Raw genomic sequence first — 22,353 nt, 5'->3', positions numbered from 1 at the left:
GGGCGGGGGCTAAGCCCCCACCACCGCTGTCGCCTCGATCTCCAGCAGCGCTTCCGGCTCGACCAGCGCGGTGACGGCAACCACCGCCATCGCCGGGAAATGCCGGCCGAAGACCTCGCGATAGGCCGGCCCCATTTCCTTGAGGCTGGCGCGATAGGTCGCGATATCCGTGACATACCAGGTCAGGCGCACGATATCCTCGACGCGCCCGCCGCCGGCCTCGACCACCGCCTTGATGTTGAGGAAGGTCTGGCGCAGCTGGCCGATGAATCCCTCGGCAAAGACGCCCTCGGCATCCCAGCCGACGAGGCCGCCGGTGACCAGCACGCGGCCTTCCGCCACCATGCCGTTGGCATAGCCGCGCGGCTGCGGCCAGCCTTCGGGCAGGATGGCGCGGGATTGCGGAAGATCGGACATGGCGTATCGCCTCGGTTTCGGCCGTTCAGGCTCTGTTGGACGGAAAATCAGCTCTCGCCTTGCGCCAGCTGGCGCAGCGCGAAGCGTTGCAGCTTGCCGGTCGCCGTCTTCGGCAGGGCCGGGACGAATGCGATGGCACGCGGATACTTATAGGGCGCGATGCTGGCCTTCACATGCTCCTGCAAGAGCTTGACCAGCGCCGCGTCGCCCGTGATGCCTTCACGCAGCACGATATAGGCCTTCACGATCTGGCCGCGCTCGGGGCAGGGCGCGCCGACCACGCCGCACTCGGCCACGACCTCATGGCTGAGCAGGCAGGCCTCCACTTCCGGACCTGCGATATTGTAGCCGGCGGAAATGATCATGTCGTCGGAACGGGCCTGATACCAGAAATAGCCGTCCGCATCGCGCAGATAGGTGTCGCCGGTGATGTTCCAGCCGTTCAGGACATAGACCGCCTGTCGCGGATCGGCGAGATAGCGGCAGCCGGTCGGACCGCGCACGGCAAGCCGGCCCGGTGTGCCGTCCGCCACGTCGCACCCTTCGGCATCGACGATCTTGGCCTCGTAGCCGGGCACCGGAATCCCGGTCGAGCCCGGCCGGATCGCCTCGCGCGGCGCACCGATGAAGATGTGGAGCATCTCAGTCGCGCCGATGCCGTCGAGCAGCGGCATGCCGGTCCGGGCCTGCCAGGCGTCGAAGGTCGCCTTGGGCAAGGCTTCGCCGGCCGAGACGCAGATGCGGAGCGAGGAGATATCGCGTCCGTCGAGCTTGTCGAGGATGGCGCGATAGGCGGTCGGGGCCGTGAAGACGACGCTGACCTTGTGCTGCTCGACCGCGTCGATCAGGTCGGCCGGGCCGGCTTTCTCGGGCAGCACCATCGCGGCGCCGATCCGCATCGGGAAGAGCACGAGCCCGCCGAGCCCGAAGGTGAAGGCCAATGGCGGCGAGCCGGTGAAACGGTCGTCGGGCGAGGCCTTCAGCACGCGCGCGCCATAGCAGTCGCAGATCGCCAGCATGTCCTGGTGGAAATGCATCGTGCCCTTGGGCTCGCCAGTGGTGCCGGAGGTGAAGGCGATCAGGCAGACATCGTCGCGCGCCGTGTCGACGGCTTCGAACGCCTCATAGCCCGATTGCGCCATCAGCGCTTCGAGTTCGCTGCCGGCGCTGCCGAAGGCGACGATGCGGGCAAGCTCGGGCACCTGTCCCCTGGCGGTCTCCAGCTCGGCGGTGAGGCGGTGGTCGCAGAGCGCGAGCGTAATCCTGGCCTTGCGCAAGGGATAGGCGAGCTCGCCCGCCCGCAGCATCGGCATGGTTGCGACGGCGACGCCGCCGGCCTTGATCACGGCGAGATAGGCCGCGACCATCATCGGCGTATTGCCGGCGCGCAGCAGCACGCGGTTGCCGCTGGCCATGCCGAGATCGCGCGTCAGCACATTGGCGATGCGGTTCACCACCTTAGTGAGATCGGCATAGCTCCAGTGCAGATCGCTCGCGATCACCGCCGTGCGCCCGCCACGCCCCTCGGCGATATGCCTGTCGAGCAGTTCCGCGACGCAGTTTAGCCGCTCGGCATAGGCGAGCCCTGCCTCTTCCACTCTCAGATCGGGCCAGCTTTCGCGCGGCGGCAGGTTGTCCCGCGCGAAGCTGTCTTGGTGCCCCGATCTCGCGAATCCGGTTGCTGTCATTGCGTTCCCCTGCAAGAGCCGGACTCGATCAGGTCCCCTCGGCCTGATCGGTGAATCCGTCTCTAACGATCTGTTCTTCCGGCCTGTGCTTTCAGGAGGTCGCGCGCGATCACGACCTTCTGGACCTCCGAGGCGCCCTCATAGATGCGCAGCGCCCTGATCTCCCTGTAGAGTTCCTCCACCTTGACGCCCTTGGTGACGCCGAGGCCGCCATGGATCTGGACAGCCCGGTCGATCACGCGTTGGGCGTTCTCGGTCGCGACGAGTTTGGCCAGCGCCGCCTCGCGGGTGACGCGGGCCGCGCCGCGGTCCTTGGTCCAGGCGGCGCGGTAGACGAGGAGGGCGGCGGCATCGACTTCAGCCGCGCTCTCGGCGATCGCCGCCTGCGAAAGCTGGAGGTCGCCGAGCGTGCCGCCGAAGAGCTTGCGGCCATTGGCATGGGTCAGCGTCTCGTGCAGCGCTCGCCTTGCGAAGCCGAGCGCGGCGGCGCCGACTGTCGAACGGAAGATGTCGAGCGTCGCCATCGCGACCTTGAAGCCGTCGCCCGGCCCGCCGATGCGGTGCTCAAGCGGTACGCGGCAGCCTTCGAAACGCAAGGTGGCCAGCGGATGCGGCGCGATCACGTCGATCCGCTCGGTGATGGTCAGACCGGGTGTATCGGCCTCGACCAGGAAGGCCGAGAGACCACGGGCGCCGGGCGCCTCGCCGGTGCGGACGAAGACGACGTAGTGGTTGGCGATGCCGCCGTTGGAGATCCAGCTTTTCTCGCCGTCGATGCGGACATGGGATGCGCCATCCGGCGTCGCGGTCGTCGCCATCGCGGCGACGTCGGAGCCGGCTTCCTTCTCGGAGAGGGCGAAGGCGGCGATGCGCGTGCCGGCCGCGACATCCGGCAGGATGCGCCGCTTCATCGCCTCGGAGCCGGCGATCGAGATCGAGCCGGTGCCGAGCCCCTGCATGGCGAAAGCGAAATCGGCGAGCCCGTCATGCGCCGCCAGAATCTCGCGAGCGAGGCAGAGCGTGCGGACATCGAGCTTGTCGGACAATCCACCATAGGCGGCCGGCACGGCAGCCTTCAGGAAGCCCGCGGCGCCCAACGCTGCAACGCGCGCCCGGCAGGCCTCGTCGACATCGTCATGCGGCAGGTCGGCAAGATAGGAATCGGCCCAGCCGGACAATTCGGCGGCGAAAGCGCGATGGCTCTCCCCAAAGAACGGCCAGTCCAGCGTGTCGCCGAGGATATCGAGGCCGAGGGGAGAAGTGCTGCCCATCTCAGTTGCCCTCGAAAATCGGCTTCTGCTTGTTTGCGAAGGCGTGATAGGCGCGGGAAAAGTCCTCGGTCTGCATGCAGAGCGCCTGCGCCACGGCCTCGGCTTCGATCGCGCTCTCGACCGACATCGCCCATTCCATTTCGAGCATGCGCTTGGTCATGGCATTGGCGAAGGTCGGTCCATCGGCCAATTCGGCAGCGAGCGTCTGCGCTTCGGTCAGCACGGCGTCTGGCGTGCAGATGCGGTTGAGGAAGCCCCAGCGCTCGGCTTCCTCGCCCCTGAGTACGCGGCCGGTATAGAGCAATTCGGCGGCGCGGCCCTGGCCGATGATACGCGGCAGCATCGCGCAGGCGCCCATGTCGCAGCCGGCAAGCCCGACGCGGTTGAACAGGAACGCGATCTTGGCTCCGGCTGTGCCGAGCCTGAGGTCGGAGGCCATGGCGACGATCGCACCGGCGCCGGCGCAGACGCCGTCGATCGCGGCGACGATCGGCTGCGGGCAGGCGCGCATCGCCTTGACCAGCTCCCCGGTCATCCGGGTGAACTTGAGCAGGTCCTTGGTCTCCATCGCGACCAACGGCCCGATGATTTCGAGGACATCGCCGCCCGAGGAGAAATTGCCGCCGGCGCCGGTGACGACGATCGCCTTGACGCCCTCTTCCTTCTGCGCGGCGAGGAAGAAATCCGTGAGTTCGCGGTAACTTGCGAAGGTGAGCGGATTCTTTTTCTCAGGCCGGTTCAGCGTCACGGTGGCGACCTTGCCGGAGACTGAAAGGCTGAAATGCTCCGGCTTGAAACCCGCGAGCGGCAGGGTCGTGGCATTGGCGATCTGGGCCATCAGGCGTCTCCCTTGGCAGCCTCGTCGGCCCGCCCCGCGATGGCGCGATGCAGCGAGGTCTTGGTCTCTCCGAGCAGCCGGAAAAGCTGCGCGATGGCGGGCTGGTCGAGCCCGGCGAACAGTTCGGCGATCCAGTCCTCATGGCGCTCCGCCATGAGCTTGAACGCCTTGCGGCCCTGTGCCGTCAGCGTGAGAATCTGCACGCGCCGGTCCTGCGGGGCCGAGCGCTTGTCGACGAGTCCGTCGGTCACGAGCCCGGCCACGACCGCGGTGACGTTGCCGTTCGAGACCATCAGGCGCTGCGAGACCTCGCCCACGGTCATGCCGACCACGCTCTTGTCGAGCTGCGCCATCAGGTCGAAGCGCGGCAGCGTCGTCTTGAATTCCTCGCGCAGGCGGTTGCGGATCTCGGTCTCGATCAGGGTCGAGCAGGTCAGCATCCGCAGCCAGAGGCGAAGCTCGTCCTTGTGGTCGCCGGGGCGCTCGCTGGCCTTGGTCTCGCGGTCGAGGATCAGGGAAGAGGAGGGCGTCTCCATCTCAGAACTCCCCGCCATTGACGAGCAGCGACTGGCCGGTAACGGCATCGCTTCCGGGCCCGCAGAGATAGAGCACGGCAGCCGCGACCTCTTCCGGCGCGATCAGCCGCCCCTGCGGATTGTCCTTGATCATCGCCGCCAGCGCGTCCTCGCGGCTCTTGCCGGTCTTGGCTGCGACATTGTCGATGCTGGCGGTCGCCATGTCGGTATCGGCATAGCCCGGGCAGACGGCGTTGACAGTGATGCCGGAGTGCGCCGTCTCCAGCGCCAGCGACTTCACCAGCCCGACCACGGCGTGCTTCGCGGCCGTATAGGCGCTGACATAGGGGTAGCCGCGATGCCCGGCGGTCGAGGCGATGGCGATCAACCGCCCGCGACGGCGCTCCAGCATCGCCGGCAATGCGGCATGGAACAGGTTCACCGTGCCGATCAGGTTGATGTCGAGCATGCGGCGGAAGCGTTCGTTGTCGCTGCGCATGAACGGCCCGGTTTCGACCGCGCCGGCATTGGCGATCGCGATGTCGAAGGCGGGCTCGCGGGAGAGCCGATCCAGAGCGGCGGAAACCGATGCTTCTTCGCGCACGTCACAGGCCGCGCAGTCGGCGGCGACGCCGGCCGCGACGGCTTCCTGCAAGGTCGCTTCGTCGCGTCCGAGGATGCTGACCCGGGCTCCGGCCGCCGTCAGCGCGGCGGCGATGGCCCGGCCGAGGCCGCGTCCGCCACCCGTTACCAGTGCACGCTGTCCCTGCAGTGTCATGGCCGTTCGACCTCCGAATGCGAATATATTTTAAGTCTGAAGGAATTTGCAAGCGGCCTGATGACAGTGGCGCGGCGCAGGCATTCCGCAACGCAAAATGGCTACCTACGCGGCAGTTCGCGATATCCCGCGTTTGCTCCCTTGCGTGAGAGGCTGCAGAAGCCTCTTGAGCTTAAAAACATTTTAGGCTTAAAATAATTTCGCAAGCCGGGTCGGCCGGCTCCCTGATGGAGGCGTCGATGCGTATCGCGGTCGTGGGTGGAGGGCCGGCGGGGCTCTATTTCGCGCTGCTGATGAAGCGGGACTGGCCGGAGCTGACGGTCGATGTCTTCGAGCGCAACCAGCCCGACGATACGTTCGGCTTCGGCGTCGTGTTCTCCGACCAGACGCTCGACACCTTCCGGGCGGCGGATGCCGAGAGCTATGCCGCGATCCGCGACAACTTCGCCTACTGGGACGATATCGAGATTCACTTCAAGGGCGACAGCTATCGCGTGCCCGGCAACGGCTTCTGCGGCTGTTCGCGCCGTTCGCTGCTGATGCTGGTCCAGGCGAGGGCGCGCGAACTCGGCGTCAACCTGCATTTCGGCAGCGAGGTCGCCGATGCCGAGACGCTGAAGCGCGATTACGACCTCGTCGTCGGCGCCGACGGCATCAACAGCCGCATCCGCGAGAACTGGCGCGAGCGCTTCCAGCCGCAGACCGACCTGCGCCCGAACCATTTCACCTGGATGGGCTCGACCCGCCCCTTCGACGCCTTCACCTTCTTCTTCAAGGAGACGGAGCACGGCGTCTTCATCGCCCATTGTTATCAGTACGAGGCCGGCCGCTCGACCTGGGTGCTGGAAACCGACCCCGAGACCTTCGCGAAGGCGGGCCTCGGGGCCATGGACGAGGCGCAGTCGGCCGTCTTCCTTGAAGGCGTCTTCGCCGAGGAATTGCAGGGCCACAGGCTGATCACCAACCGCTCGCTCTGGCGCAATTTCCCGATGATCCGCTGCCGCCATTGGGTGGTCGAGAACGTCGTGCTGATCGGCGATGCCAAGGCGACTGCGCATTTCTCAATCGGCTCCGGCACCAAGCTCGCGATGGAGGACGCCATCGCCCTGCACAAGGCGATGGGGCAGGCGAAGCTCGATGTCGCGGCCGGCCTGAAGCTGTTCGAGACGCAGCGCCGCGAGGAGGTCGAGAAGACCCAGCATGCGGCGGATGTCTCGCTGGTCTGGTTCGAGGAACTGAAGCGCTTCTGGGATTTCGAGCCCCTGCGCTTCGCCTTCGGCCTGATGACGCGCTCCAAGGCGATCACCTACGACAATCTGGCCCTGCGCGCCCCGGAGATGGTCGAAGCCGTCGACAGGCTCGTCGCCGATGGCCTCGGCGATCTGGCGAAGCGGCGCAAGGACGGCTCGCCCGTGCCACCCGCCTTCCAGCCCTTCAAGCTGCGCGAGATGCGCGTCGAGAACCGCATGACGCTCTCGCCGATGTGCCAGTATTCGGCTGATAACGGCCTGCCGGGCGACTGGCACCTGATGCATTACGGCTCGCGCGCGATCGGCGGCCCCGGCCTGATCTTCACCGAGATGACCTGCGTCGCGCCCGACGCCCGCATCACCCCCGGCTGCACCGGCCTGTGGAACGACGCGCAGGAAGCCGCCTGGAAGCGCATCACCGCTTTCGTCCATGCGAATTCCGCTGCGAAGATTTGCCTCCAGCTCGGCCATGCCGGCCGCAAAGGCGCGACCAAGCTGATGTGGGAGGGCATGGACCGGCCATTGCCGGAGGGCGCCTGGCCGATCATCTCGGCCTCGCCGTTGCCCTATTATCCGGAAAGCCAGGTGCCGCGCGAGATGACCCGCGCCGACATGGACCGGGTCACGGCCGAATTCGTCGCCGCCGCCGAGCGCGGTGAGCGCGCCGGCTTCGACATGCTGGAGCTGCACTGCGCCCATGGCTATCTGCTGGCGAGCTTCCTCTCGCCGCTGACCAACAGGCGCACGGACGCATACGGTGGCTCGGTCGAGAACCGCCTGCGCTATCCGCTGGAGGTCTTCCGGGCGCTGCGCGAGGTCTGGCCGCGCGAGAAGCCGATGTCGGTGCGCATCTCCGCAACCGACTGGGCCGAGGGCGGCCTTTCGGCGGCGGATTCCGTCGCCATCGCGGAGGCTTTCGCCGCCGAGGGCTGCGACCTCGTCGACGTCTCGACCGGGCAGACCGCAAGGGAATCGCGCCCGGTCTATGGCCGGATGTTCCAGACGCCGTTCTCGGACCGCATCCGCAACGAGGCCGAGGTTGCGACCATGTGCGTCGGCAACATCACGACGGCCGATCAGGTGAATACGATCATCGCCGCCGGCCGCGCCGATCTCGTCGCACTCGGGCGCCCGCATCTGGCCGATCCGTCCTTCGTGCTGCGCGCGGCAGCCTGGTACGGCGTCGATACCGACCAGCCGGTTCAGTACGGGCCCGGCAAGGACCAGCTCATGCGGAACACGCCGCGCGAGCGGCAGGACCTGGAAGAGCTGAAGCTCAAGGCCAAGCCGAGCCGCCACGCGGTCGGAAAATAGGCGAGAACCTATTTCCCTTCGGCGTGGCTCCGCCGCCCCGAGGGCGAGACATCAGGGATGGTCGGTGGCGCCGGCTTGCGCTCGCCGAACGGATTGGCGGAGGGCGGGTTGCGCCTGAGGCGGAAGGCGAGATAGCCCGCCGCCGCCGCCGAGAGGCCGCCGAGATAGGCCAGAAGCCCGTTGGGGCCGACGGCCTGCATGAAGGCGGCGGAGACCAGCGGGCCGATCGCGGAGCCCACCGCCCAGAGGAAGAGCAACTGCGCTGAGAGGCCGAGCGCCCGCTCGCGGCCGAGCCGGAAATAGGCATGCGCGACGGCGACCGTGTAGATCGGCATCGAGCCCGCGCCGATCAGGGCGAATAGCCCGAACAGCCAGAAGCGGGCATGGGGCAGGGCAGACCAGAACACGGCTCCGAGCGCCAGCGTGCAGAGCACGACCGAGAGCGTGGCGCTCAGCATGATCTTGCGGCTCTCGACCCGGTCCGCCAGCAGGCCGAGCGGCCATTGCAGCATCAGCGCGCCGATCTGGATGCCGGCTGTGAGCAGGATCGCCCAGGCCTGGTCGAGCCCGATCAGGATGCCGTAGGCCGGGGCGACATTGGTCAGCGCGCCGCCCATCAGGCCGACATAGAGGCAACCGATCACGGAAGCCGGCGCGTATTGCCACATCGTGTTGAGGCGCACCGAGACGACCTCGCCTGATTCAGGGCCCTTGGCGCGGGTCATGCCGACCGGGATCAGCGCGATCGAGAAGGTCGCGCTCGCCAGCAGGAAGATGTCGTGTGACTGCAGCGAGACATAGCCGACGCCGATCTGCGAGCCGATCAGCGCGAGGCGGTTGAGGATCTGGTAGAAGCCGAACAGGCGCCCGCGCTGGCCGGCCTTGGCCTGGCCGCTGATCCAGCTCTCGATGCAGATCGCGTGGCCGGCGCCGGCGAAGCCCATGCCGAGCCGCGAGATGCCCCAGAAATCCAGCGATGTCAGCGCGAAGCTGATCGTGAACACCGCTTGCAACGCTGCGAACACGCCGAAGGCGCGGATATGCCCGACGCGGCGGATGAAGGCGGGGATCACGAAGCAGCCGGCGAGGAAGCCGACGGAATAGGCCGAACCGACGAGGCCGATCAGCAGGGGCGCCTTCTGCTCCAGCGCCATCTTCAGCGGCACCACCGTGTTCACGATGGTCGAGGCGATCTGCAGGATCAGCGCGCCGCTGACGATCGCGCCGAGCGCTGCGACGGAACCGGTCCTCGGCTCGGCTGGCTGGCTCACGGCGATCCCGGCCTCCGGCGCAGGCGCGTCGGAATCCCGCGATTCCGGCGGCTGCAACTCCTGCGGTTGCGATGCTTGCGACATATCCGATTCGACGGCTGGTTTGGGAAAAATAGGCTGGGATTGCAGCCTCGCCGGAAAAGATGGGCCAATCGGGGCAGCCGGCGAAAAATCCTCGTCTTTCTTCCTCCACTCTCCGGACTCGGTCGCGCCGTCTTTTGATGGTCAGGCAGGTCCGCGCCGAAGCCACGCTCCGCCGCGTGCGAACCGCGAAAATTTATCGATGCGGTTCACCGGCGATTAACCAAGGCAGCGCCTTATCGAAGCGGAACGAATTTGGGTTCTCCCGGCATGCTCGGTCACCTCGCGACGTGCATCGCGCTTCCTTCGGCTGGAGCGCGTGCGGCGGCGCCGTGTCTGCGGCCTCTGGGCGTGGCGTAAGCGTATCGAGAGTGCGGCGGATGACCTATGCGACCTATGTCCGGGAAGGTGGCGCGCCTTATGTGCGGCCCCGCCGTCGTCGCCGGCCCTTCCTGAAAGGTTTCCTGCTCGCGCTCGCACTGAGCGGCGGCGCAATGTCCGGCTTCTGGATGCTGGGGCAGGGCGCTCCCGGCACGAATGCCGACAACGCCTCTTCCGCGAATGCCCGCAAGGCGTCCTCCACCCGCGTCGCGCAGCAGCAGGGCCCGGCCTATAGCGGCCTGCTGAATCCCGGCCTGTCGGATGGCAAGGGCTCGGCCTTCGTGCAGGGTGCTCCCGCGCGCTCCGCCTTCCAGCCTGCGGCTCCGTCGTCCTCGCTCGCAGCCGCTGCTCCGGCGGAGCCTGCCTTGCCGCTGCCGCCGCAGCCGCCGGTCACTCTGGCGGAGAAGGCCGCGCCCATGCCGGTGCCGCGTCCGCTCGACCTGCTGCCGAAGACGGATTCCCAGCAGCCGCAGCAGCTCCAGCCGCGCGTCGCGCAGCCGACGACGCCGCGCCGCAACCGCACGGCGGCCGCAGCTCCGACGCCCGAGGATAACCGCAATTTCTTCGAGAAGCTCTTCGGCGTGCAGAAGCAGGCCGAGCCGGCCGGGACCGCGCTCGCCTATGCCGCGCCGCAGGATGACATCATCGATCGTGGCCGCATCACCCGCCTGAGCCCCTCGGCTGGCACGCCGCCGCGCACCGCCGAGGCCGGCACCGCGATCTACGATATCGCCGCCAAGATGGTCTACATGCCCAATGGCGAACGGCTGGAGGCCCATTCGGGCCTGGGCGAGATGATGGACGATGTCCGCTACGCCCATGTCCGGATGAAGGGCGTCACCCCGCCGCATATGTACACCCTGACCGAGCGCGAAGCCCTGTTCCACGGCGTGCGCGCGATCCGGCTCAACCCCGTCGGGGGCAGCAGCGCGATCTATGGCCGCGCCGGCCTGCTGGCGCATACCTACCTGCTCGGGCCGCGCGGCGACTCGAACGGCTGCATCTCCTTCAAGGATTACGACCGCTTCCTGCAGGCGTTCCTGCGTGGCGAGGTCAAGCGGATCAGGGTAGTCGCGAGCCTCTGAGGGGAGGGAGCGGAGCCGAGATCTGTGCGCTTTATCGCTGGCGTTGAGCTGTATCCTTTGTCATTCCGGGGCGCGCCGCAGGCGCGAACCCGGAACCCACGACCGGGTGAGCCGCTCGCAACCGAACACCTGATGTCTCACCCAGTCGTGGGTTCCGGGTTCGCGCCTGCGGCGCGCCCCGGAATGACAAAGGGGATGATCAAGGCGACCCAGTCGCAGGCCTCATGGCTGCTGTGAGCGGCTACTGATCCGCAGGATCATGCCGGTCGCAGTCAGGGCGCAGCCTAGCGCGAAGGGCGGGACGAAGACCATGAGGGCTTCGGTATCCTCCCAGCGAAAGCGGAACCGGTATAGGTCGCACCCGCCCGAGGCCAGACCGCAGGCGAAGAGATTGAGCCCGACCCAGCCGGCCAGGGCGACGAGACAGAGGATTGCTCCGCCTCCGATCAGGAGCCAGTTCGCGAGCCGCATTCAGGCCGTTCCGTGAAGGCGCGGCGCCGTCAGCCGCGCGCGGCTTTCGGCGCCTTCTTCGCGGCCGGCTCGGCCTCGGCTTTCTTGGCCGTGGCCTTCTTCGCAGCGGGCTTCTTCGCCGGAGCCTTGGCTTTCGTCGCGGCGCTGGCAGCCTTGGCTTTGCCCTTGGCGCCGCCCTTCGCCTCGGCCTTGGCGTTTGCCAGTTCGATCGCCTGTTCCAGCGTGATGCTCTCGGCCGTCATCGTCTTGGGCAGGGTCGCGAAGATCTTGCCCCAGGCGACATAAGGGCCGTACTTGCCGGCCTTCACCTCCAGAGCGCCGCCAGCGGGATGGTCGCCCAGCGCCCGGCCTGGCGTCGATGCACGGCCGCCGCGCCCGCCGCCGCTTTCCTTGGCGACGATCAGGTCGATGGCGCGGTTGGCGCCGAGTTCGAGCACGTCGTCGTCCTTGTCGATATTGGCGTAGACCTTGCCGTGCTGGACGTAAGGCCCGAAGCGCCCGATGCCGACAAGGATCGGCTCGCCGCTCTCGGGATGCCGGGCGACCTCGCGCGGCAGGGAGAGCAGGGCGAGTGCCTTCTCCAGCGTCACGCTTGCCGGGCTCATGCCCTTGGGCAGGCTGGAGCGCTTGGGCTTCTCACCCTCGCCGAGCTGGATATAGGGGCCGAAGCGGCCGTCTCGCAGCGTGACTTCGAGATTGGTCACCGGGTCGGTGCCGAGGATGCGCACGCCGGGCGCACCCTGGCCGCCCTCGGCCGAAGCCTCGCCATCCGCAGCCGGGACGGAGAGGGGGCGCGTATAGCGGCATTCCGGATAGTTCGAGCAGCCGACGAAGGCGCCGAACTTGCCGAGCTTCAGCGAGAGCTGGCCGTTGCCGCAGGTCGGGCACACCCGTGGATCGGAGCCATCAGCCTTCTTCGGGAAGATGTAGTCGCCGAGGATGCCGTTCAGCGCCTCCAGCACGTCGCCGACGCGCAAATCCTTGGTCTCGCCGATCGAGGCCTGGAACTCGTCCCAGAAGGCGCGCAGCAGCGCCTTCCAGTCGATCTCGGCATTGGAGACGCGGTCGAGATTCTCTTCGAGATTCGCCGTGAAGTCGAACTCGACATAGCGCTTGAAGAAGCTCTCCAGGAACGCCGTGACCAGCATGCCCTTGTCCTCGGGCACGAGGCGCTTCTTCTCGATGCGGACATATTCGCGGTCGCGCAGGGTCGAAAGCGTCGCGGCATAGGTCGAGGGCCGGCCGATGCCGAGTTCTTCCATGCGCTTGACAAGGCTCGCTTCCGAGAAGCGCGGCGGCGGCTCGGTGAAATGCTGGTCGGCGGCGATGTCACGCTTCTCCAGCTTGTCGCCAGCCTTCATCGCCGGCAGCTTCTTGGAGTCCTCGTCTTCCTCGTCGTCGCGGCTCTCCTGATAGAGCGTCAGGAAGCCGTCGAAGAGCACGACCTGGCCGGAAGCACGCAGCTCCAGATTGCGGGCGCCGACCTTGGCCGCGATATCGACCGTGGTGCGCTCCATTTCGGCCGATTCCATCTGGCTCGCGATGGTGCGCTTCCAGATCAGTTCGTAGAGTTTGGCCTGTTCGGGCTCGAGCTGGCGCGCGACCATGGCCGGCAGGCGGCCGAGATCGGTCGGGCGGATGGCTTCGTGGGCCTCCTGCGCGTTCTTGGCCTTGACCGTATACTTGCGCGGCACGTTCGGGACGTATTTGTCGCCGAATTCCTTGCCGATGACGCGGCGCGCTGCGGCGATGGCCGAGCCGTCCATGTCGACGCCGTCGGTACGCATATAGGTGATGAGGCCGACGGTCTCGCCGCCGATATCGACGCCTTCATAGAGTCGCTGCGCGAGCTGCATCGTCCGCGCCGGAGCAAGGCCGAGCTTGCGCGAGGCTTCTTGCTGCAGCGTCGAGGTCTGGAAGGGGGGCTGCGGATGGCGCTTGACCGGCTTGGCCTCGACCTCGCTGACATTGAAGAGCGCGGTTTCCAGCGCCGCCTTGAAGGCCTTGGCTTCTTCCTCGTTGCCGATATCGAGCCGGGCGATCTTCTTGCCGTCGGCGCCGACGAGCCGGGCCTCGAAGGTCTGGCCGGACGCGGTCGCGAGCGTCGCCACCAGAGACCAGTATTCGCGGGCCCGGAAGGCCTCGATCTCGCGCTCGCGGTCGCAGACGAGGCGCAGCGCCACCGATTGCACGCGGCCGGCCGAGCGGGCGCCCGGGAGCTTGCGCCACAGCACAGGGGAGAGCGTGAAGCCCACGAGATAGTCGAGCGCCCGGCGCGCCAGATAGGCATCGACCAGCGCCTGGTCGATGGCGCGCGGGTTGGCCAGCGCCTTCTGCACGGCGTCCTTGGTGACGGCGTTGAAGGTGACGCGCTCGACGGGAATGCCCTTCAGCACGCGCTTCTGGTTCAGCGCCTCCAGCACATGCCAGGAGATCGCCTCACCCTCGCGATCCGGGTCGGTTGCGAGGATCAGCTTCTCGGCGCCCTTCACGGCGCGCGCGATCTCGGCGACCTGCTTGGCGCCGCGGCCCTCGATCTCCCATTTCATCGAGAAATCGTTGTCGGGCTCCACCGAGCCGTCCTTGGCCGGCAGGTCGCGGATATGCCCGAACGAGGCGATCACCTCGTAGTCGGAGCCCAGGTATTTGTTGATCGTCTTGGCCTTGGCCGGCGACTCGACGACGAGGAGCTTCATGATTTTCGTGTCTCGATGACAGCCTTGATCAGAGCGCGGAACCGGCCGTGACCGACGGTTCCGCGACCCGCAAGACCGCTGCGGTTCGGATTTGCGCGCGAAAGTGGTTCAGCGCGCCGGCTCTGTCAAACCCCGAATGGATGACGACGACGATCGCCGGCCCGCTGATGCAGCGGTGAGACATGGGGGCGGTCGCCGGCTTTGCAAGCGGGGAGGTGATCGCTCCGTCACCAGGGGGCGTCCCGCTTTCGTCATGGTCGGGCTTGTCCCGACCATCCACGTCTTCGTTGGTCCAGGGGCGTGTTCAAGACGTGGATGCTCGCCACAAGGGCGAGCATGACGGAGAGGGCGATGCCTCAGCCCCGCGCCGCCACCAGCCTGTCGATGAAGCCGTCGGTCTGGGCGCCGTTGATCCAGCGCAGCACCGCGACGACGTCCTGCTCGGGGTCGACCCAGATCACGTTGCTGCCGGCGCCGAGCGCCGAGAAGGACGAGGCCGGCACGCTCGGGCGCGCCGCGAGCCACCAGAGATAGCCGTAATTCGTCAGGGTGGGCGAGGGCGTCAGCATGCGCCTGACCCAGTCCTGCGACAAAATCTGCCGGCCGCCCCAGTCGCCCTGCCGGCCGATCAGCAGGCCGAAGCGGGCATGGTCGCGCGCGCCGATGAACAATCCGCCGCCCCAATGGCCGCCGCCGGGCACCGATTGGATCGAGCGTCCGTCGATCTCCGTGAAGGAGGATGAGTAACCCTGCCACTCCCAGTCCGGCGAGGCGCCGATCGGGTCCATCACCCGCTCGCGCAGCACCTCTGGCAGCGGCCGGCGGAAGCGTTCGAGCAGCGCGTAGGAGAGCACGTTCACGCGAACGTCGTTATATTCGTAGAAGGTGCCGGGCGTCTTGAGCTCGCGGCGTTGGCCCTTGCGGCTGTTATCGGCGCCGGGGCCGATCTGGCGGTTATGGTCGACCTGATCGGATTTGCCGAAGATCTCGCCCTGCCATTCGCTCGACTGCTGCAGCAGGTGGCGCCAAGTGATCTGGCCGTTATGCGCGCCGGAAAAGACGGGGCCGGAAACCGTCGCGCCGACGGCCTCGTCCACATCCTTGATCAGCCCGTCGTCGAAGGCGATGCCGGCGAGCACCGCGAGATAGCTCTTGGCGATCGAGAAGGTCATGTCGGTGCGGGCGGTGTCGCCCCATTCGGCGACGATGCGCCCGCCCTTCAGGATCAGGCCGGCCGGGCCGCCACGCTCGCGCACCGGGCCGACGATCTCGGTCCAGGGGCCGCGCTCGTTCCACTCGACATTCCCGACATAGCTGCCATCCGGGTAGTACAGGCTGCGCGGCCAGGGGCTTTCCTGCTCGCGGGCGAATTCGACCGCTGCCTTCAGCCTGTCCGGGTCGAAGCCGGCCTTGGCGGGCGCGATCGTCTGCCACAGGGCGCCATCGGGGGCGGGGACGAAGGCATCGGTCGGGCTGGACAAGGCGGCATCCTCAAGCGCGGCGGAAAACACGATTGGTAGCGCGCTTCCGGCGAAAGCTCCACGACCCACAGGACATGCGCCCTCCCGGTCCGGGGCCGCTTGCGCCGCGCCCGACTCGCGCCTAAACAGCCTGCTTCAAATGACATCGTCAGCACCGCTCTACCCGCACCGCCATCTCCTCGGGATCGAGGGGTTGTCCCATCTGGACATCGAAGCGCTATTGGACAGGGCGGAGGACTATGTCTCCCTCTCCCGGCAGGTCGAGAAGAAGACCACGGCCCTGCGCGGCCGCACCCAGATCAACCTGTTCTTCGAGCCTTCGACCCGGACGCAGGCCTCCTTCGAGCTCGCCGGAAAGCGCCTCGGCGCCGACGTGATGAACATGTCCGTCGCCTTCTCCTCGGTGAAGAAGGGCGAGACGCTGATCGACACCGCCGCGACGCTGAGCGCGATGCGCCCCGACATCATCGTCGTGCGCCACCATGCGGCGGGTGCAGTGAACCTGCTCGCCCGCAAGGTCGGCTGCTCGGTGATCAATGCCGGCGACGGCGCCCATGAGCACCCGACGCAAGCCCTGCTCGACGCGCTGACGATCCGCCGCAACAAGGGTCGCATCCAGGGCCTGACGGTGGCGATCTGCGGCGACATCCTGCATTCGCGCGTCGCCCGCTCCAATATCATCCTGCTGAACGCGCTCGGCGCGAAAGTCCGCCTGATCGCGCCGACGACGCTGCTGCCGGCCGGCATCGAGCGCATGGGCGTGGATATCTTCACCGACATGAACAAGGGGCTGGAAGGCGCCGACATCGTGATGATGCTGCGCCTTCAGCTCGAGCGCATGAACGGCGCCTTCGTGCCGTCGGCGAAGGAATATTTCCGCTATTACGGGCTCGATCAGGAGAAGCTCGCGCGAGCGCAGCCGGACGCGCTGGTGATGCATCCCGGCCCGATGAACCGCGGCGTCGAGATTTCTTCCGCCGTCGCCGATGGGGCCCAGTCGCTGATCCGCGAGCAGGTCGAGATGGGCGTCGCCGTCCGCATGGCGGTGCTCGACGCGCTGGCCCAGCACCTGCCGAATGTCTGAGCGTAAAGAGACCGAACATGGCTGACACGCAGGACATCGCAATTGTCAACGCGCGCCTGATCGACCCCGCGACGGGGCGCGAGGGCGCGGGCTCCGTCCTCATCCGCGACGGCGCCATCGCCGCGGTCGAATGGCAGGGCGCGCCCGCCACGAGCGAGGGCGTACGCCGTATCGATGCCAGGGGCCAGGTGCTGACGCCGGGCCTCGTCGACCTGCGCGCCTTCCTTGGCGAGCCCGGGGCCGAATTCCGCGAGACGCTTGGCACCGGCTCGCAGGCCGCGGCCGCCGGCGGCGTCACCACCGTGGTCTGCCGCCCGGATACCAATCCGGTGATCGACGACCCCGCCATCATTGATTTCGTCAAGCGCCGCGCCCGCGACAAGGCCGTCGTCAACGTGCTCTCCTGCGCCGCCCTGACGAAGGGGCTGGAGGGCAAGGAGATCACCGAGTTCGGCCTGCTGCTCGAGGCCGGGGCGGTCTCCTTCTGCGACGGCGCCAAGGGCCTGCGCAATCCGCAGGTCATGCGCCGCGCCATGATCTATGCCCGCAATTTCGATGCCCTCATCATGAACCATGTCGAGGATCCCGACCTGCGCGGCTCCGGCGTGATGAACGAGGGCGAATTCGCCAGCCGCAAGGGCCTGCCGGGAATCCCGATCGAGGCCGAGACGGTGATGCTGGAGCGCGACATCCGTCTCGCTCGCGCCAGCGGCGCCCGCTACCACGCGGCGATGATTTCCTGCGCGGAATCGGTCGAGCTGGTGCGCCGCGCCAAGCAGGACGGCGTGCGCATCACCTGCGGCGTCTCGATCAACAACCTGACCCTCAACGAGAACGACGTCGGCGAGTACCGCACCTTCTGCAAGGTCACGCCGCCGCTGCGCCATGAAGACGATCGCCTCGCCATGGTCGCGGCTTTGGCCGAGGGCGTGATCGACGTCGTCGTCTCCGATCACGACCCGCAGGACGTCGAGACCAAGCGCCAGCCCTTCTCCGAATGCGCGGACGGTGCGCTCGGCATCGAGACCATGCTCTCGGCCGCCCAGCGCCTGGTTCAGGCCGGGCAGATCGGCCTGCCGCAACTTCTCGCCGCCCTCTCGGCGCGACCGGCCGCATTGATCGGCCTCTCCGCCGGCAGGCTCGCCATCGGCGCTCCGGCCGACCTCGTGCTCTTCGATCCCGAGGCGCCCTTCGTCGTCGACAAGCGCAAGCTCAAGTCGCGTGCCAAGAACTCGCCCTTCGACGAGGCGCGGCTGGAAGGCATCGTCGCCGCGACCTTCGTCGGCGGCCGGGTGGCTTACGAGGCCGAGCCGGGCTAGGCTGTCCGCGAACCGCGTGGGAAAAGGGGCGGCATGACGGATGTTCTGAACTGGGGCCTCTCCGGCCCTGCCACGCTGATCGCCCTCGTCGTCGGCTATCTCTTCGGCTCGATCCCCTTCGGCATCATCCTGACCAAGCTTGCCGGCGGGCCGGACCTGCGCAGCATCGGCTCCGGCAATATCGGCGCGACCAACGTCCTGCGCACCGGCAACAAGAAGCTCGCGGCGGCGACCCTCGTCGGCGACATGCTGAAGGGCACGGTCGCGGTCCTCGTCGGCGCGCGTTTCCTCGGCGGACCGGAGGCGGCGCTGGCGGCAGGCGTCGGCGCCTTCCTCGGCCATCTCTTTCCGGTCTGGCTGGGCTTCAAGGGCGGCAAGGGCGTCGCGACCTATCTCGGCGTGCTGATCGGCGTGAAGGCCTCGATCGCGCTGGTCTTCGCCGCGATCTGGCTGAGCCTGGCCTATCTCTTCCGCTATTCCTCGCTCTCGGCGCTGGTCGCCAGCGCCCTGACGCCGCTGCTGCTCTGGTTCTGGGCCGGGATGCCCAAGGCTGCGCTCGTCATGGCCGGGCTCACCGTCCTGCTCTGGATCATGCACCGGGAGAACATCGCCCGGTTGCTCTCCGGGCGCGAAGGCAAGATCGGCCAGAAGGGCTGACAGGGCCATGGCTGGGATCGCCCTCTCCGATCGCCAGCGTCTCGATTGGTTGCGGTTGATCCGCAGCGAAAGCATCGGCCCGCGCAGCTTCCGTTCCCTGATGAACCGCTTCGGCGGTGCGGCGGCGGCACTCGACGCGCTGCCGGGCCTCGCGCGACAAGCGGAGCGCGACATCCGCATCTGTCCGGCCGGGGAGGCGGAGCGTGAGTTCGAGGGGCTCGCGCGCCTCGGTGGCCGTTTCATTGCGCTGGGCGAGACCGAATACCCCGTGCCGCTGCAGGCGATCGATTCGGCCCCGCCTTTGCTGGCCGTGCTCGGCCGTGCCGAGGTCCTGCAACGACCGGGCGTGGCGCTGGTGGGTTCGCGCAATGCCTCGGCGGCTGGCATGAAATTCACCGCGCGTCTTGCCCGCGAACTCGGCGAGGCCGATTTCATAGTGGTCTCCGGTCTCGCGCGCGGCATCGACACCGCCGCCCATGAGGCGAGCCTGGAGACCGGCACGGTCGCGGTGCTTGCCGGCGGGCTCGACGAGATCTATCCGCCGCAGAATATCCCGCTCGCCCGCCGCATCCTGGAGCGCGGCGCGCTCGTCAGTGAGATGCCGCTCGGCTGGGTCGCCCGGGCACGTGACTTCCCGCGGCGCAACCGTCTCGTCTCGGGGCTGTCGCTGGGGACGGTCGTGGTCGAGGCGGCGCGTCGCTCGGGTTCGCTGATCACCGCGCGCTTCGCCAATGAGCAGGGGCGGCTGGTCTTTGCCGTGCCGGGCTCGCCGCTCGATCCGCGTGCCGAGGGTGGCAATCACCTCATCCGGGAGGGGGCGACGCTCTGCGCCGAGGCGGCCCATGTCATCGAGGCGTTGCAGCCCTTGCGACAGCGCGAACTCGCTCTGTCGCCGGCGCCCCGCCTGATGCGTGAAGCCCCCGGCGAGCCGGCGCCCGAGGCGATGTGGGACGAACTCGACCTGCCGGAGATCGAGCCGGCGCCCGGCTACGCCCGGCACGAAGACGGCTTCGAACTGCAGCCGCCCTCGTCTTTGCCGACGACAGCACCCGCCGATTCCGGTCGCCGCGTACTCGATCTCCTCGGGCCGACGCCGATCGCGCTCGACGATCTCGTGCGCGCGAGCGGGCTTCCTGCGGGCGAGGTCGGCCATGTCCTCGTCGAGCTGGAGCTCACCGGCGCGATCAGGCGCCATCCCGGCGGAACCCTGTCGCGCCTCGCGCCCTGAACCGGCCTGCGCGCTCAGTGGCGCTCGTTGCTCGGCGAAGCCAGTCGCTCGACCTCGGCGGAGGCTTCGATCCGGGCCATTTCGAGGAAATAGCTGAGGGCGCTGAGCTTGGTGTTGCGGGCCATGATCCGCAATTCCGCCGCCATGCCCTCGATGAAGGAGGCTGCTTCCAGCGGCGACATCGGGCGCATGGGGATGTCGTCGTCGTCGCCTTCGCGCGCGATGGACTCAAGCGAGACCAGCTTGGATGTTTTATGCTTCATGGCGAATGGATTCCCTCGCATAGTCGGGGACCAACTCGTCCGCAGGGCTGCGATTCCCTAACGGATATGCAATTGTAGATTGTAAATATGAATGAATTTCAAGCGTAAGTATATCAGACCAAAAGGATGACGGCTGCGGGAATCGTCGCCAGCGCGAGCAGGGTCTGCAGCGTCGTGATTTCCGCCATCAGGGGCGCGTCGCCGCCGAGGTCCCGCGCCAGGAAATAGGCTGCGGTCGCGGTCGGGACGGCCGCGGCGACCACGGTCATCGCAAGCGCCGGGCCGGTCACGCCGAACCAGCCGGCATAGAGCCAGGCGAGCACCGGCATCACCGCGAGCTTCAGGCAGACCGCCACGGCATGGGCCAGGCGCGGCCGCGCCAGCTTCTTGAGATCGAGCGCCGAACCGACGACCAGCAGGCCGATGCCGAGCGAGGCGCGGCCGAGCACGTCGAGATAGCCGGTGAAGGCGCTGGGCAGCATCCACTGGAGCTGGTTCAGCAGCAGGCCCACCGCCGAGGACCAGATGAAGGGATTGTAGAGGATCGAGCGGATCGTCGCGCCGAGGCTCATCGGCTTGCCGCTCGCGTAGCGGGCGAGCACGAAGACGCACATGATGTTGAGCAGCGGGATCATCGAGGCGACGGCGATGGCCATCAGCGTCGTGCCCGTGCGGCCCTGCAGGCCGGCGGCCAGTGCGAGGCCGACGAAGGTGTTCCAGCGCACCGATCCCTGGAAGATCGAGGTGAAGGCCGGCCCATCGATGCCGGCGCGCGCCAGCATCGGGCGCGCCACCAGAAGCAGGGCCGCGACGCTGAGGATGGCGAGCACGAGGCTCGACCCCATGCCGAGCACCGGCATGCTGCGCAGATCGGCCATGGCGAGGGTATGGATTACGACCGCGGGGAAGAGCACCTGATAGGTCAGGCGCTCGACGCCGACCCAATGCGCCGGCGAGACGACGCCGCGCTCCTTCAGGAACCAGCCTGTCGCAATGACCAGGAAAACGGCGATCAGGCTGTCGAGCATGGCGGGGCCGGGCGGGAGGGCAGGGCGGGAAGCTCAGCGGAACAATGGGGGCGGGCGGCCGTTTCAACTGACGAACCGACCTGTCCCTGTCATGCCGCGTCATGGCCGGCAAGGGCGCCGAGGAAAGGCCGCTCTGTCTCTGCCGCAATGCTGCCGCGATTGGTTCAGGTCCCATTCAACCGGGTTGCCCCATGCTGGCTTCAACGTTGGGTAATCTCGCGAAAGGAGATGCCGTCATGATGTCTCTGAAGAAAAAGGCCGCTGTTGCTTTGACCGTGGCTAGTGTTGCCGCCGGTAGCTTCGCGGTCCCCGCCATGGCGGCCCAGACCCGGGGCTTCGACGCGGCGCGCCTCGACAAGGCGCAGGTCGAGTATTCGCAGTATCGCTACCGTCACGGCTATCGTGGCCATTGGCGCGGCCCGTCGCGCGGCGCGGCCGTCGCCGGCGCCATCGGCCTGGGCATCCTGGGTGCGGCGGCCATCGCGGCCCAGAACCGTGCCTATGCGGCGCCGACCTACTATTACGATGACGACTACTATGAGGCGCCTGCGCCGGTCTATGTCGCGCCGCGGCGCTATTATGCGCCCTATGGCTACCAGCGCCCCTACGATTTCCGCGACTATCGCTGAGATCGATCGCGATTAACGTCGGTGAGGCCCGCGCGATCCGCGCGGGCCTTTTTCGTCGGCGGTCGTGGAACGTGGCTGCTGCGGCCCCGCGCCCTCAGTCGTAATGGTCGTCTTCATCGGCGTCCTGCGGGCCGAGCCGGCCGAGCCGGTCGAGCGCGCCCTGCAGGATGTAGGCTGCCGCCATCTTGTCGACGACGGCGGCCCGCTTGGCGCGCGAGGCATCGGCATCGAGCAGCGTGCGCGTCACCGCGAGCGTCGACATGCGCTCGTCCCAGAACACGATCGGCAGATCGGTGAGGGGAATGAGATTGCGCACGAAGGCACGGGTCGATTGCACGCGCGGGCCTTCCGTGCCGTCCATGTTGAGCGGCAGGCCGATCACCAGCCCGGCGACCTGATGCTTTTCGGCGATCTTCAGCAGCGCTGCTGCGTCGAGCCCGAATTTCACCCGCTGGATCGTCTCCAGGGGCGACGCGATCTGTCGCTCGATGTCGGACAGCGCGAGCCCGATCGTCTTCGTGCCGAGGTCGAGCCCAAGCAGCCGCGCATGCGCCGGCAGGTCGACAAAGGCTTCGAGCGGAACGACGGCGCTGGTCATGGGATGGCGG

Annotated in this window: 20 protein-coding genes; 7 read left to right on the top strand and 13 right to left on the bottom strand. The window is 67.6% G+C overall.

The features are described 5' to 3' along the window. Positions 1-9: 9 nt before the first annotated feature. From WFK61_RS16865 to WFK61_RS16840, 6 genes are all read right to left on the bottom strand, one after another. Positions 10-417 carry a RidA family protein gene (locus WFK61_RS16865; RefSeq protein ID WP_336813247.1) on the bottom strand — a complete coding sequence of 136 codons (408 nt, stop codon included), beginning with the start codon at positions 415-417 and terminating at the stop codon, positions 10-12. A 47-nt stretch (positions 418-464) separates the two neighbouring features. After that, positions 465-2,105 (bottom strand): benzoate-CoA ligase family protein, encoded by a 1,641-nt coding sequence (locus tag WFK61_RS16860; protein ID WP_336813246.1) that lies wholly within the window; start codon positions 2,103-2,105, stop codon positions 465-467. A 62-nt stretch (positions 2,106-2,167) separates the two neighbouring features. Further along, positions 2,168-3,376, bottom strand: a complete 1,209-nt coding sequence (locus tag WFK61_RS16855) for an acyl-CoA dehydrogenase family protein (RefSeq protein WP_336813245.1) — start codon at positions 3,374-3,376, stop codon at positions 2,168-2,170. 1 nt (position 3,377) lies between these two features. Next, on the bottom strand, positions 3,378-4,214 hold the full coding sequence (locus WFK61_RS16850) for an enoyl-CoA hydratase family protein (protein WP_336813244.1): 837 nt from the start codon (positions 4,212-4,214) through the stop codon (positions 3,378-3,380). Continuing rightward, positions 4,214-4,750, bottom strand: coding sequence for a MarR family winged helix-turn-helix transcriptional regulator (locus tag WFK61_RS16845; RefSeq protein WP_336813243.1), 537 nt, complete (start codon positions 4,748-4,750; stop codon positions 4,214-4,216). Before WFK61_RS16845 ends, WFK61_RS16850 begins: the two co-directional genes overlap by 1 nt. A 1-nt stretch (position 4,751) precedes the next feature. Continuing rightward, positions 4,752-5,507, bottom strand: a complete 756-nt coding sequence (locus WFK61_RS16840) for an SDR family NAD(P)-dependent oxidoreductase (protein ID WP_336813242.1) — start codon at positions 5,505-5,507, stop codon at positions 4,752-4,754. Positions 5,508-5,746: 239 nt separating this feature from the next. Here WFK61_RS16840 and WFK61_RS16835 point away from each other — a divergent pair, with 239 nt between their 5' ends. Continuing rightward, complete coding sequence (locus tag WFK61_RS16835; RefSeq protein ID WP_336813241.1) at positions 5,747-8,071, top strand: bifunctional salicylyl-CoA 5-hydroxylase/oxidoreductase; 2,325 nt, start codon at positions 5,747-5,749, stop codon at positions 8,069-8,071. An 8-nt stretch (positions 8,072-8,079) separates the two neighbouring features. Here the strand turns inward: WFK61_RS16835 and WFK61_RS16830 are convergent, their stop codons facing one another. Then, positions 8,080-9,342 carry an MFS transporter gene (locus tag WFK61_RS16830; RefSeq protein ID WP_336813240.1) on the bottom strand — a complete coding sequence of 421 codons (1,263 nt, stop codon included), beginning with the start codon at positions 9,340-9,342 and terminating at the stop codon, positions 8,080-8,082. Between the two features lie 461 nt (positions 9,343-9,803). Here WFK61_RS16830 and WFK61_RS16825 point away from each other — a divergent pair, with 461 nt between their 5' ends. Then, positions 9,804-10,889 carry a DUF2778 domain-containing protein gene (locus WFK61_RS16825; RefSeq protein ID WP_336813239.1) on the top strand — a complete coding sequence of 362 codons (1,086 nt, stop codon included), beginning with the start codon at positions 9,804-9,806 and terminating at the stop codon, positions 10,887-10,889. A 222-nt stretch (positions 10,890-11,111) separates the two neighbouring features. On the opposite strand, the gene WFK61_RS16820 is transcribed toward WFK61_RS16825, so the two are convergent. The 3 genes from WFK61_RS16820 to WFK61_RS16810 all read right to left on the bottom strand — a co-directional run bounded on the left by WFK61_RS16820 (position 11,112) and on the right by WFK61_RS16810 (position 15,537). After that, entirely contained in the window at positions 11,112-11,360 is a 249-nt protein-coding gene (locus WFK61_RS16820) for a hypothetical protein (RefSeq protein WP_336813238.1), read from the bottom strand. Between the two features lie 29 nt (positions 11,361-11,389). After that, positions 11,390-14,056, bottom strand: coding sequence for a type I DNA topoisomerase (gene topA / locus WFK61_RS16815; protein ID WP_336813237.1), 2,667 nt, complete (start codon positions 14,054-14,056; stop codon positions 11,390-11,392). 356 nt (positions 14,057-14,412) lie between these two features. Next, a complete protein-coding gene (locus tag WFK61_RS16810; protein ID WP_336813236.1) occupies positions 14,413-15,537 on the bottom strand; it encodes a serine hydrolase domain-containing protein in 1,125 nt (374 codons plus the stop codon). A gap of 139 nt (positions 15,538-15,676) precedes the next feature. Here WFK61_RS16810 and WFK61_RS16805 point away from each other — a divergent pair, with 139 nt between their 5' ends. Genes WFK61_RS16805 through dprA form a run of 4 tightly spaced genes read left to right on the top strand, consistent with a single transcriptional unit; the run spans position 15,677 to position 19,825 of the window. Next, positions 15,677-16,621, top strand: coding sequence for an aspartate carbamoyltransferase catalytic subunit (locus WFK61_RS16805; RefSeq protein ID WP_336813235.1), 945 nt, complete (start codon positions 15,677-15,679; stop codon positions 16,619-16,621). Positions 16,622-16,638: 17 nt separating this feature from the next. Then, positions 16,639-17,940, top strand: a complete 1,302-nt coding sequence (gene pyrC / locus WFK61_RS16800) for a dihydroorotase (RefSeq protein ID WP_336813234.1) — start codon at positions 16,639-16,641, stop codon at positions 17,938-17,940. A gap of 33 nt (positions 17,941-17,973) precedes the next feature. Further along, complete coding sequence (plsY, locus tag WFK61_RS16795) at positions 17,974-18,597, top strand: glycerol-3-phosphate 1-O-acyltransferase PlsY (protein ID WP_336813233.1); 624 nt, start codon at positions 17,974-17,976, stop codon at positions 18,595-18,597. 16 nt (positions 18,598-18,613) lie between these two features. Continuing rightward, positions 18,614-19,825: a DNA-processing protein DprA gene (dprA, locus tag WFK61_RS16790; protein ID WP_336813365.1), complete on the top strand. Its 1,212-nt coding sequence runs from the start codon at positions 18,614-18,616 to the stop codon at positions 19,823-19,825. Positions 19,826-19,839: 14 nt separating this feature from the next. Here dprA and WFK61_RS16785 read toward each other — a convergent pair whose 3' ends face one another. Both WFK61_RS16785 and WFK61_RS16780 read right to left on the bottom strand, forming a co-directional pair. Next, positions 19,840-20,088 (bottom strand): hypothetical protein, encoded by a 249-nt coding sequence (locus tag WFK61_RS16785; RefSeq protein WP_336813232.1) that lies wholly within the window; start codon positions 20,086-20,088, stop codon positions 19,840-19,842. Between the two features lie 113 nt (positions 20,089-20,201). Beyond that, the gene (locus WFK61_RS16780) at positions 20,202-21,116 is read right to left on the bottom strand and encodes an AEC family transporter (RefSeq protein WP_336813231.1); all 915 of its coding nucleotides are present in this window, start codon (positions 21,114-21,116) and stop codon (positions 20,202-20,204) included. A 236-nt stretch (positions 21,117-21,352) separates the two neighbouring features. On the opposite strand from WFK61_RS16780, the gene WFK61_RS16775 reads away from it, so the two are divergent. Then, positions 21,353-21,745: a hypothetical protein gene (locus WFK61_RS16775; RefSeq protein WP_336813230.1), complete on the top strand. Its 393-nt coding sequence runs from the start codon at positions 21,353-21,355 to the stop codon at positions 21,743-21,745. A gap of 94 nt (positions 21,746-21,839) precedes the next feature. Here WFK61_RS16775 and ruvX read toward each other — a convergent pair whose 3' ends face one another. Continuing rightward, a complete protein-coding gene (gene ruvX, locus WFK61_RS16770; protein ID WP_336813229.1) occupies positions 21,840-22,343 on the bottom strand; it encodes a Holliday junction resolvase RuvX in 504 nt (167 codons plus the stop codon). Positions 22,344-22,353: the final 10 nt, after the last annotated feature.

Source organism: Allobosea sp. MMO-172 (assembly GCF_037147855.1).
Classification (GTDB): Bacteria; Pseudomonadota; Alphaproteobacteria; order Rhizobiales; family Beijerinckiaceae; genus Allobosea.
The sequence above is the reverse complement of the archived record's forward strand: the minus strand, read 5'-3'. Positions and strand labels throughout refer to the sequence as shown.

Bases quoted from the DNA above. Each gene is read 5' to 3' on its own strand.
- pyrC (WP_336813234.1), top strand. From the start codon at position 16,639: ATGGCTGACACGCAGGACATCGCAATTGTCAACGCGCGCCTGATCGAC.
- WFK61_RS16785 (WP_336813232.1), bottom strand. From the start codon at position 20,088: ATGAAGCATAAAACATCCAAGCTGGTCTCGCTTGAGTCCATCGCGCGC.
- plsY (WP_336813233.1), top strand. From the start codon at position 17,974: ATGACGGATGTTCTGAACTGGGGCCTCTCCGGCCCTGCCACGCTGATC.
- ruvX (WP_336813229.1), bottom strand. From the start codon at position 22,343: ATGACCAGCGCCGTCGTTCCGCTCGAAGCCTTTGTCGACCTGCCGGCG.
- WFK61_RS16865 (WP_336813247.1), bottom strand. From the start codon at position 417: ATGTCCGATCTTCCGCAATCCCGCGCCATCCTGCCCGAAGGCTGGCCG.
- WFK61_RS16855 (WP_336813245.1), bottom strand. From the start codon at position 3,376: ATGGGCAGCACTTCTCCCCTCGGCCTCGATATCCTCGGCGACACGCTG.
- WFK61_RS16775 (WP_336813230.1), top strand. From the start codon at position 21,353: ATGATGTCTCTGAAGAAAAAGGCCGCTGTTGCTTTGACCGTGGCTAGT.
- WFK61_RS16860 (WP_336813246.1), bottom strand. From the start codon at position 2,105: ATGACAGCAACCGGATTCGCGAGATCGGGGCACCAAGACAGCTTCGCG.
- WFK61_RS16835 (WP_336813241.1), top strand. From the start codon at position 5,747: ATGCGTATCGCGGTCGTGGGTGGAGGGCCGGCGGGGCTCTATTTCGCG.
- WFK61_RS16825 (WP_336813239.1), top strand. From the start codon at position 9,804: ATGACCTATGCGACCTATGTCCGGGAAGGTGGCGCGCCTTATGTGCGG.
- WFK61_RS16850 (WP_336813244.1), bottom strand. From the start codon at position 4,214: ATGGCCCAGATCGCCAATGCCACGACCCTGCCGCTCGCGGGTTTCAAG.
- WFK61_RS16805 (WP_336813235.1), top strand. From the start codon at position 15,677: ATGACATCGTCAGCACCGCTCTACCCGCACCGCCATCTCCTCGGGATC.
- WFK61_RS16840 (WP_336813242.1), bottom strand. From the start codon at position 5,507: ATGACACTGCAGGGACAGCGTGCACTGGTAACGGGTGGCGGACGCGGC.
- WFK61_RS16820 (WP_336813238.1), bottom strand. From the start codon at position 11,360: ATGCGGCTCGCGAACTGGCTCCTGATCGGAGGCGGAGCAATCCTCTGT.
- WFK61_RS16780 (WP_336813231.1), bottom strand. From the start codon at position 21,116: ATGCTCGACAGCCTGATCGCCGTTTTCCTGGTCATTGCGACAGGCTGG.
- topA (WP_336813237.1), bottom strand. From the start codon at position 14,056: ATGAAGCTCCTCGTCGTCGAGTCGCCGGCCAAGGCCAAGACGATCAAC.
- WFK61_RS16845 (WP_336813243.1), bottom strand. From the start codon at position 4,750: ATGGAGACGCCCTCCTCTTCCCTGATCCTCGACCGCGAGACCAAGGCC.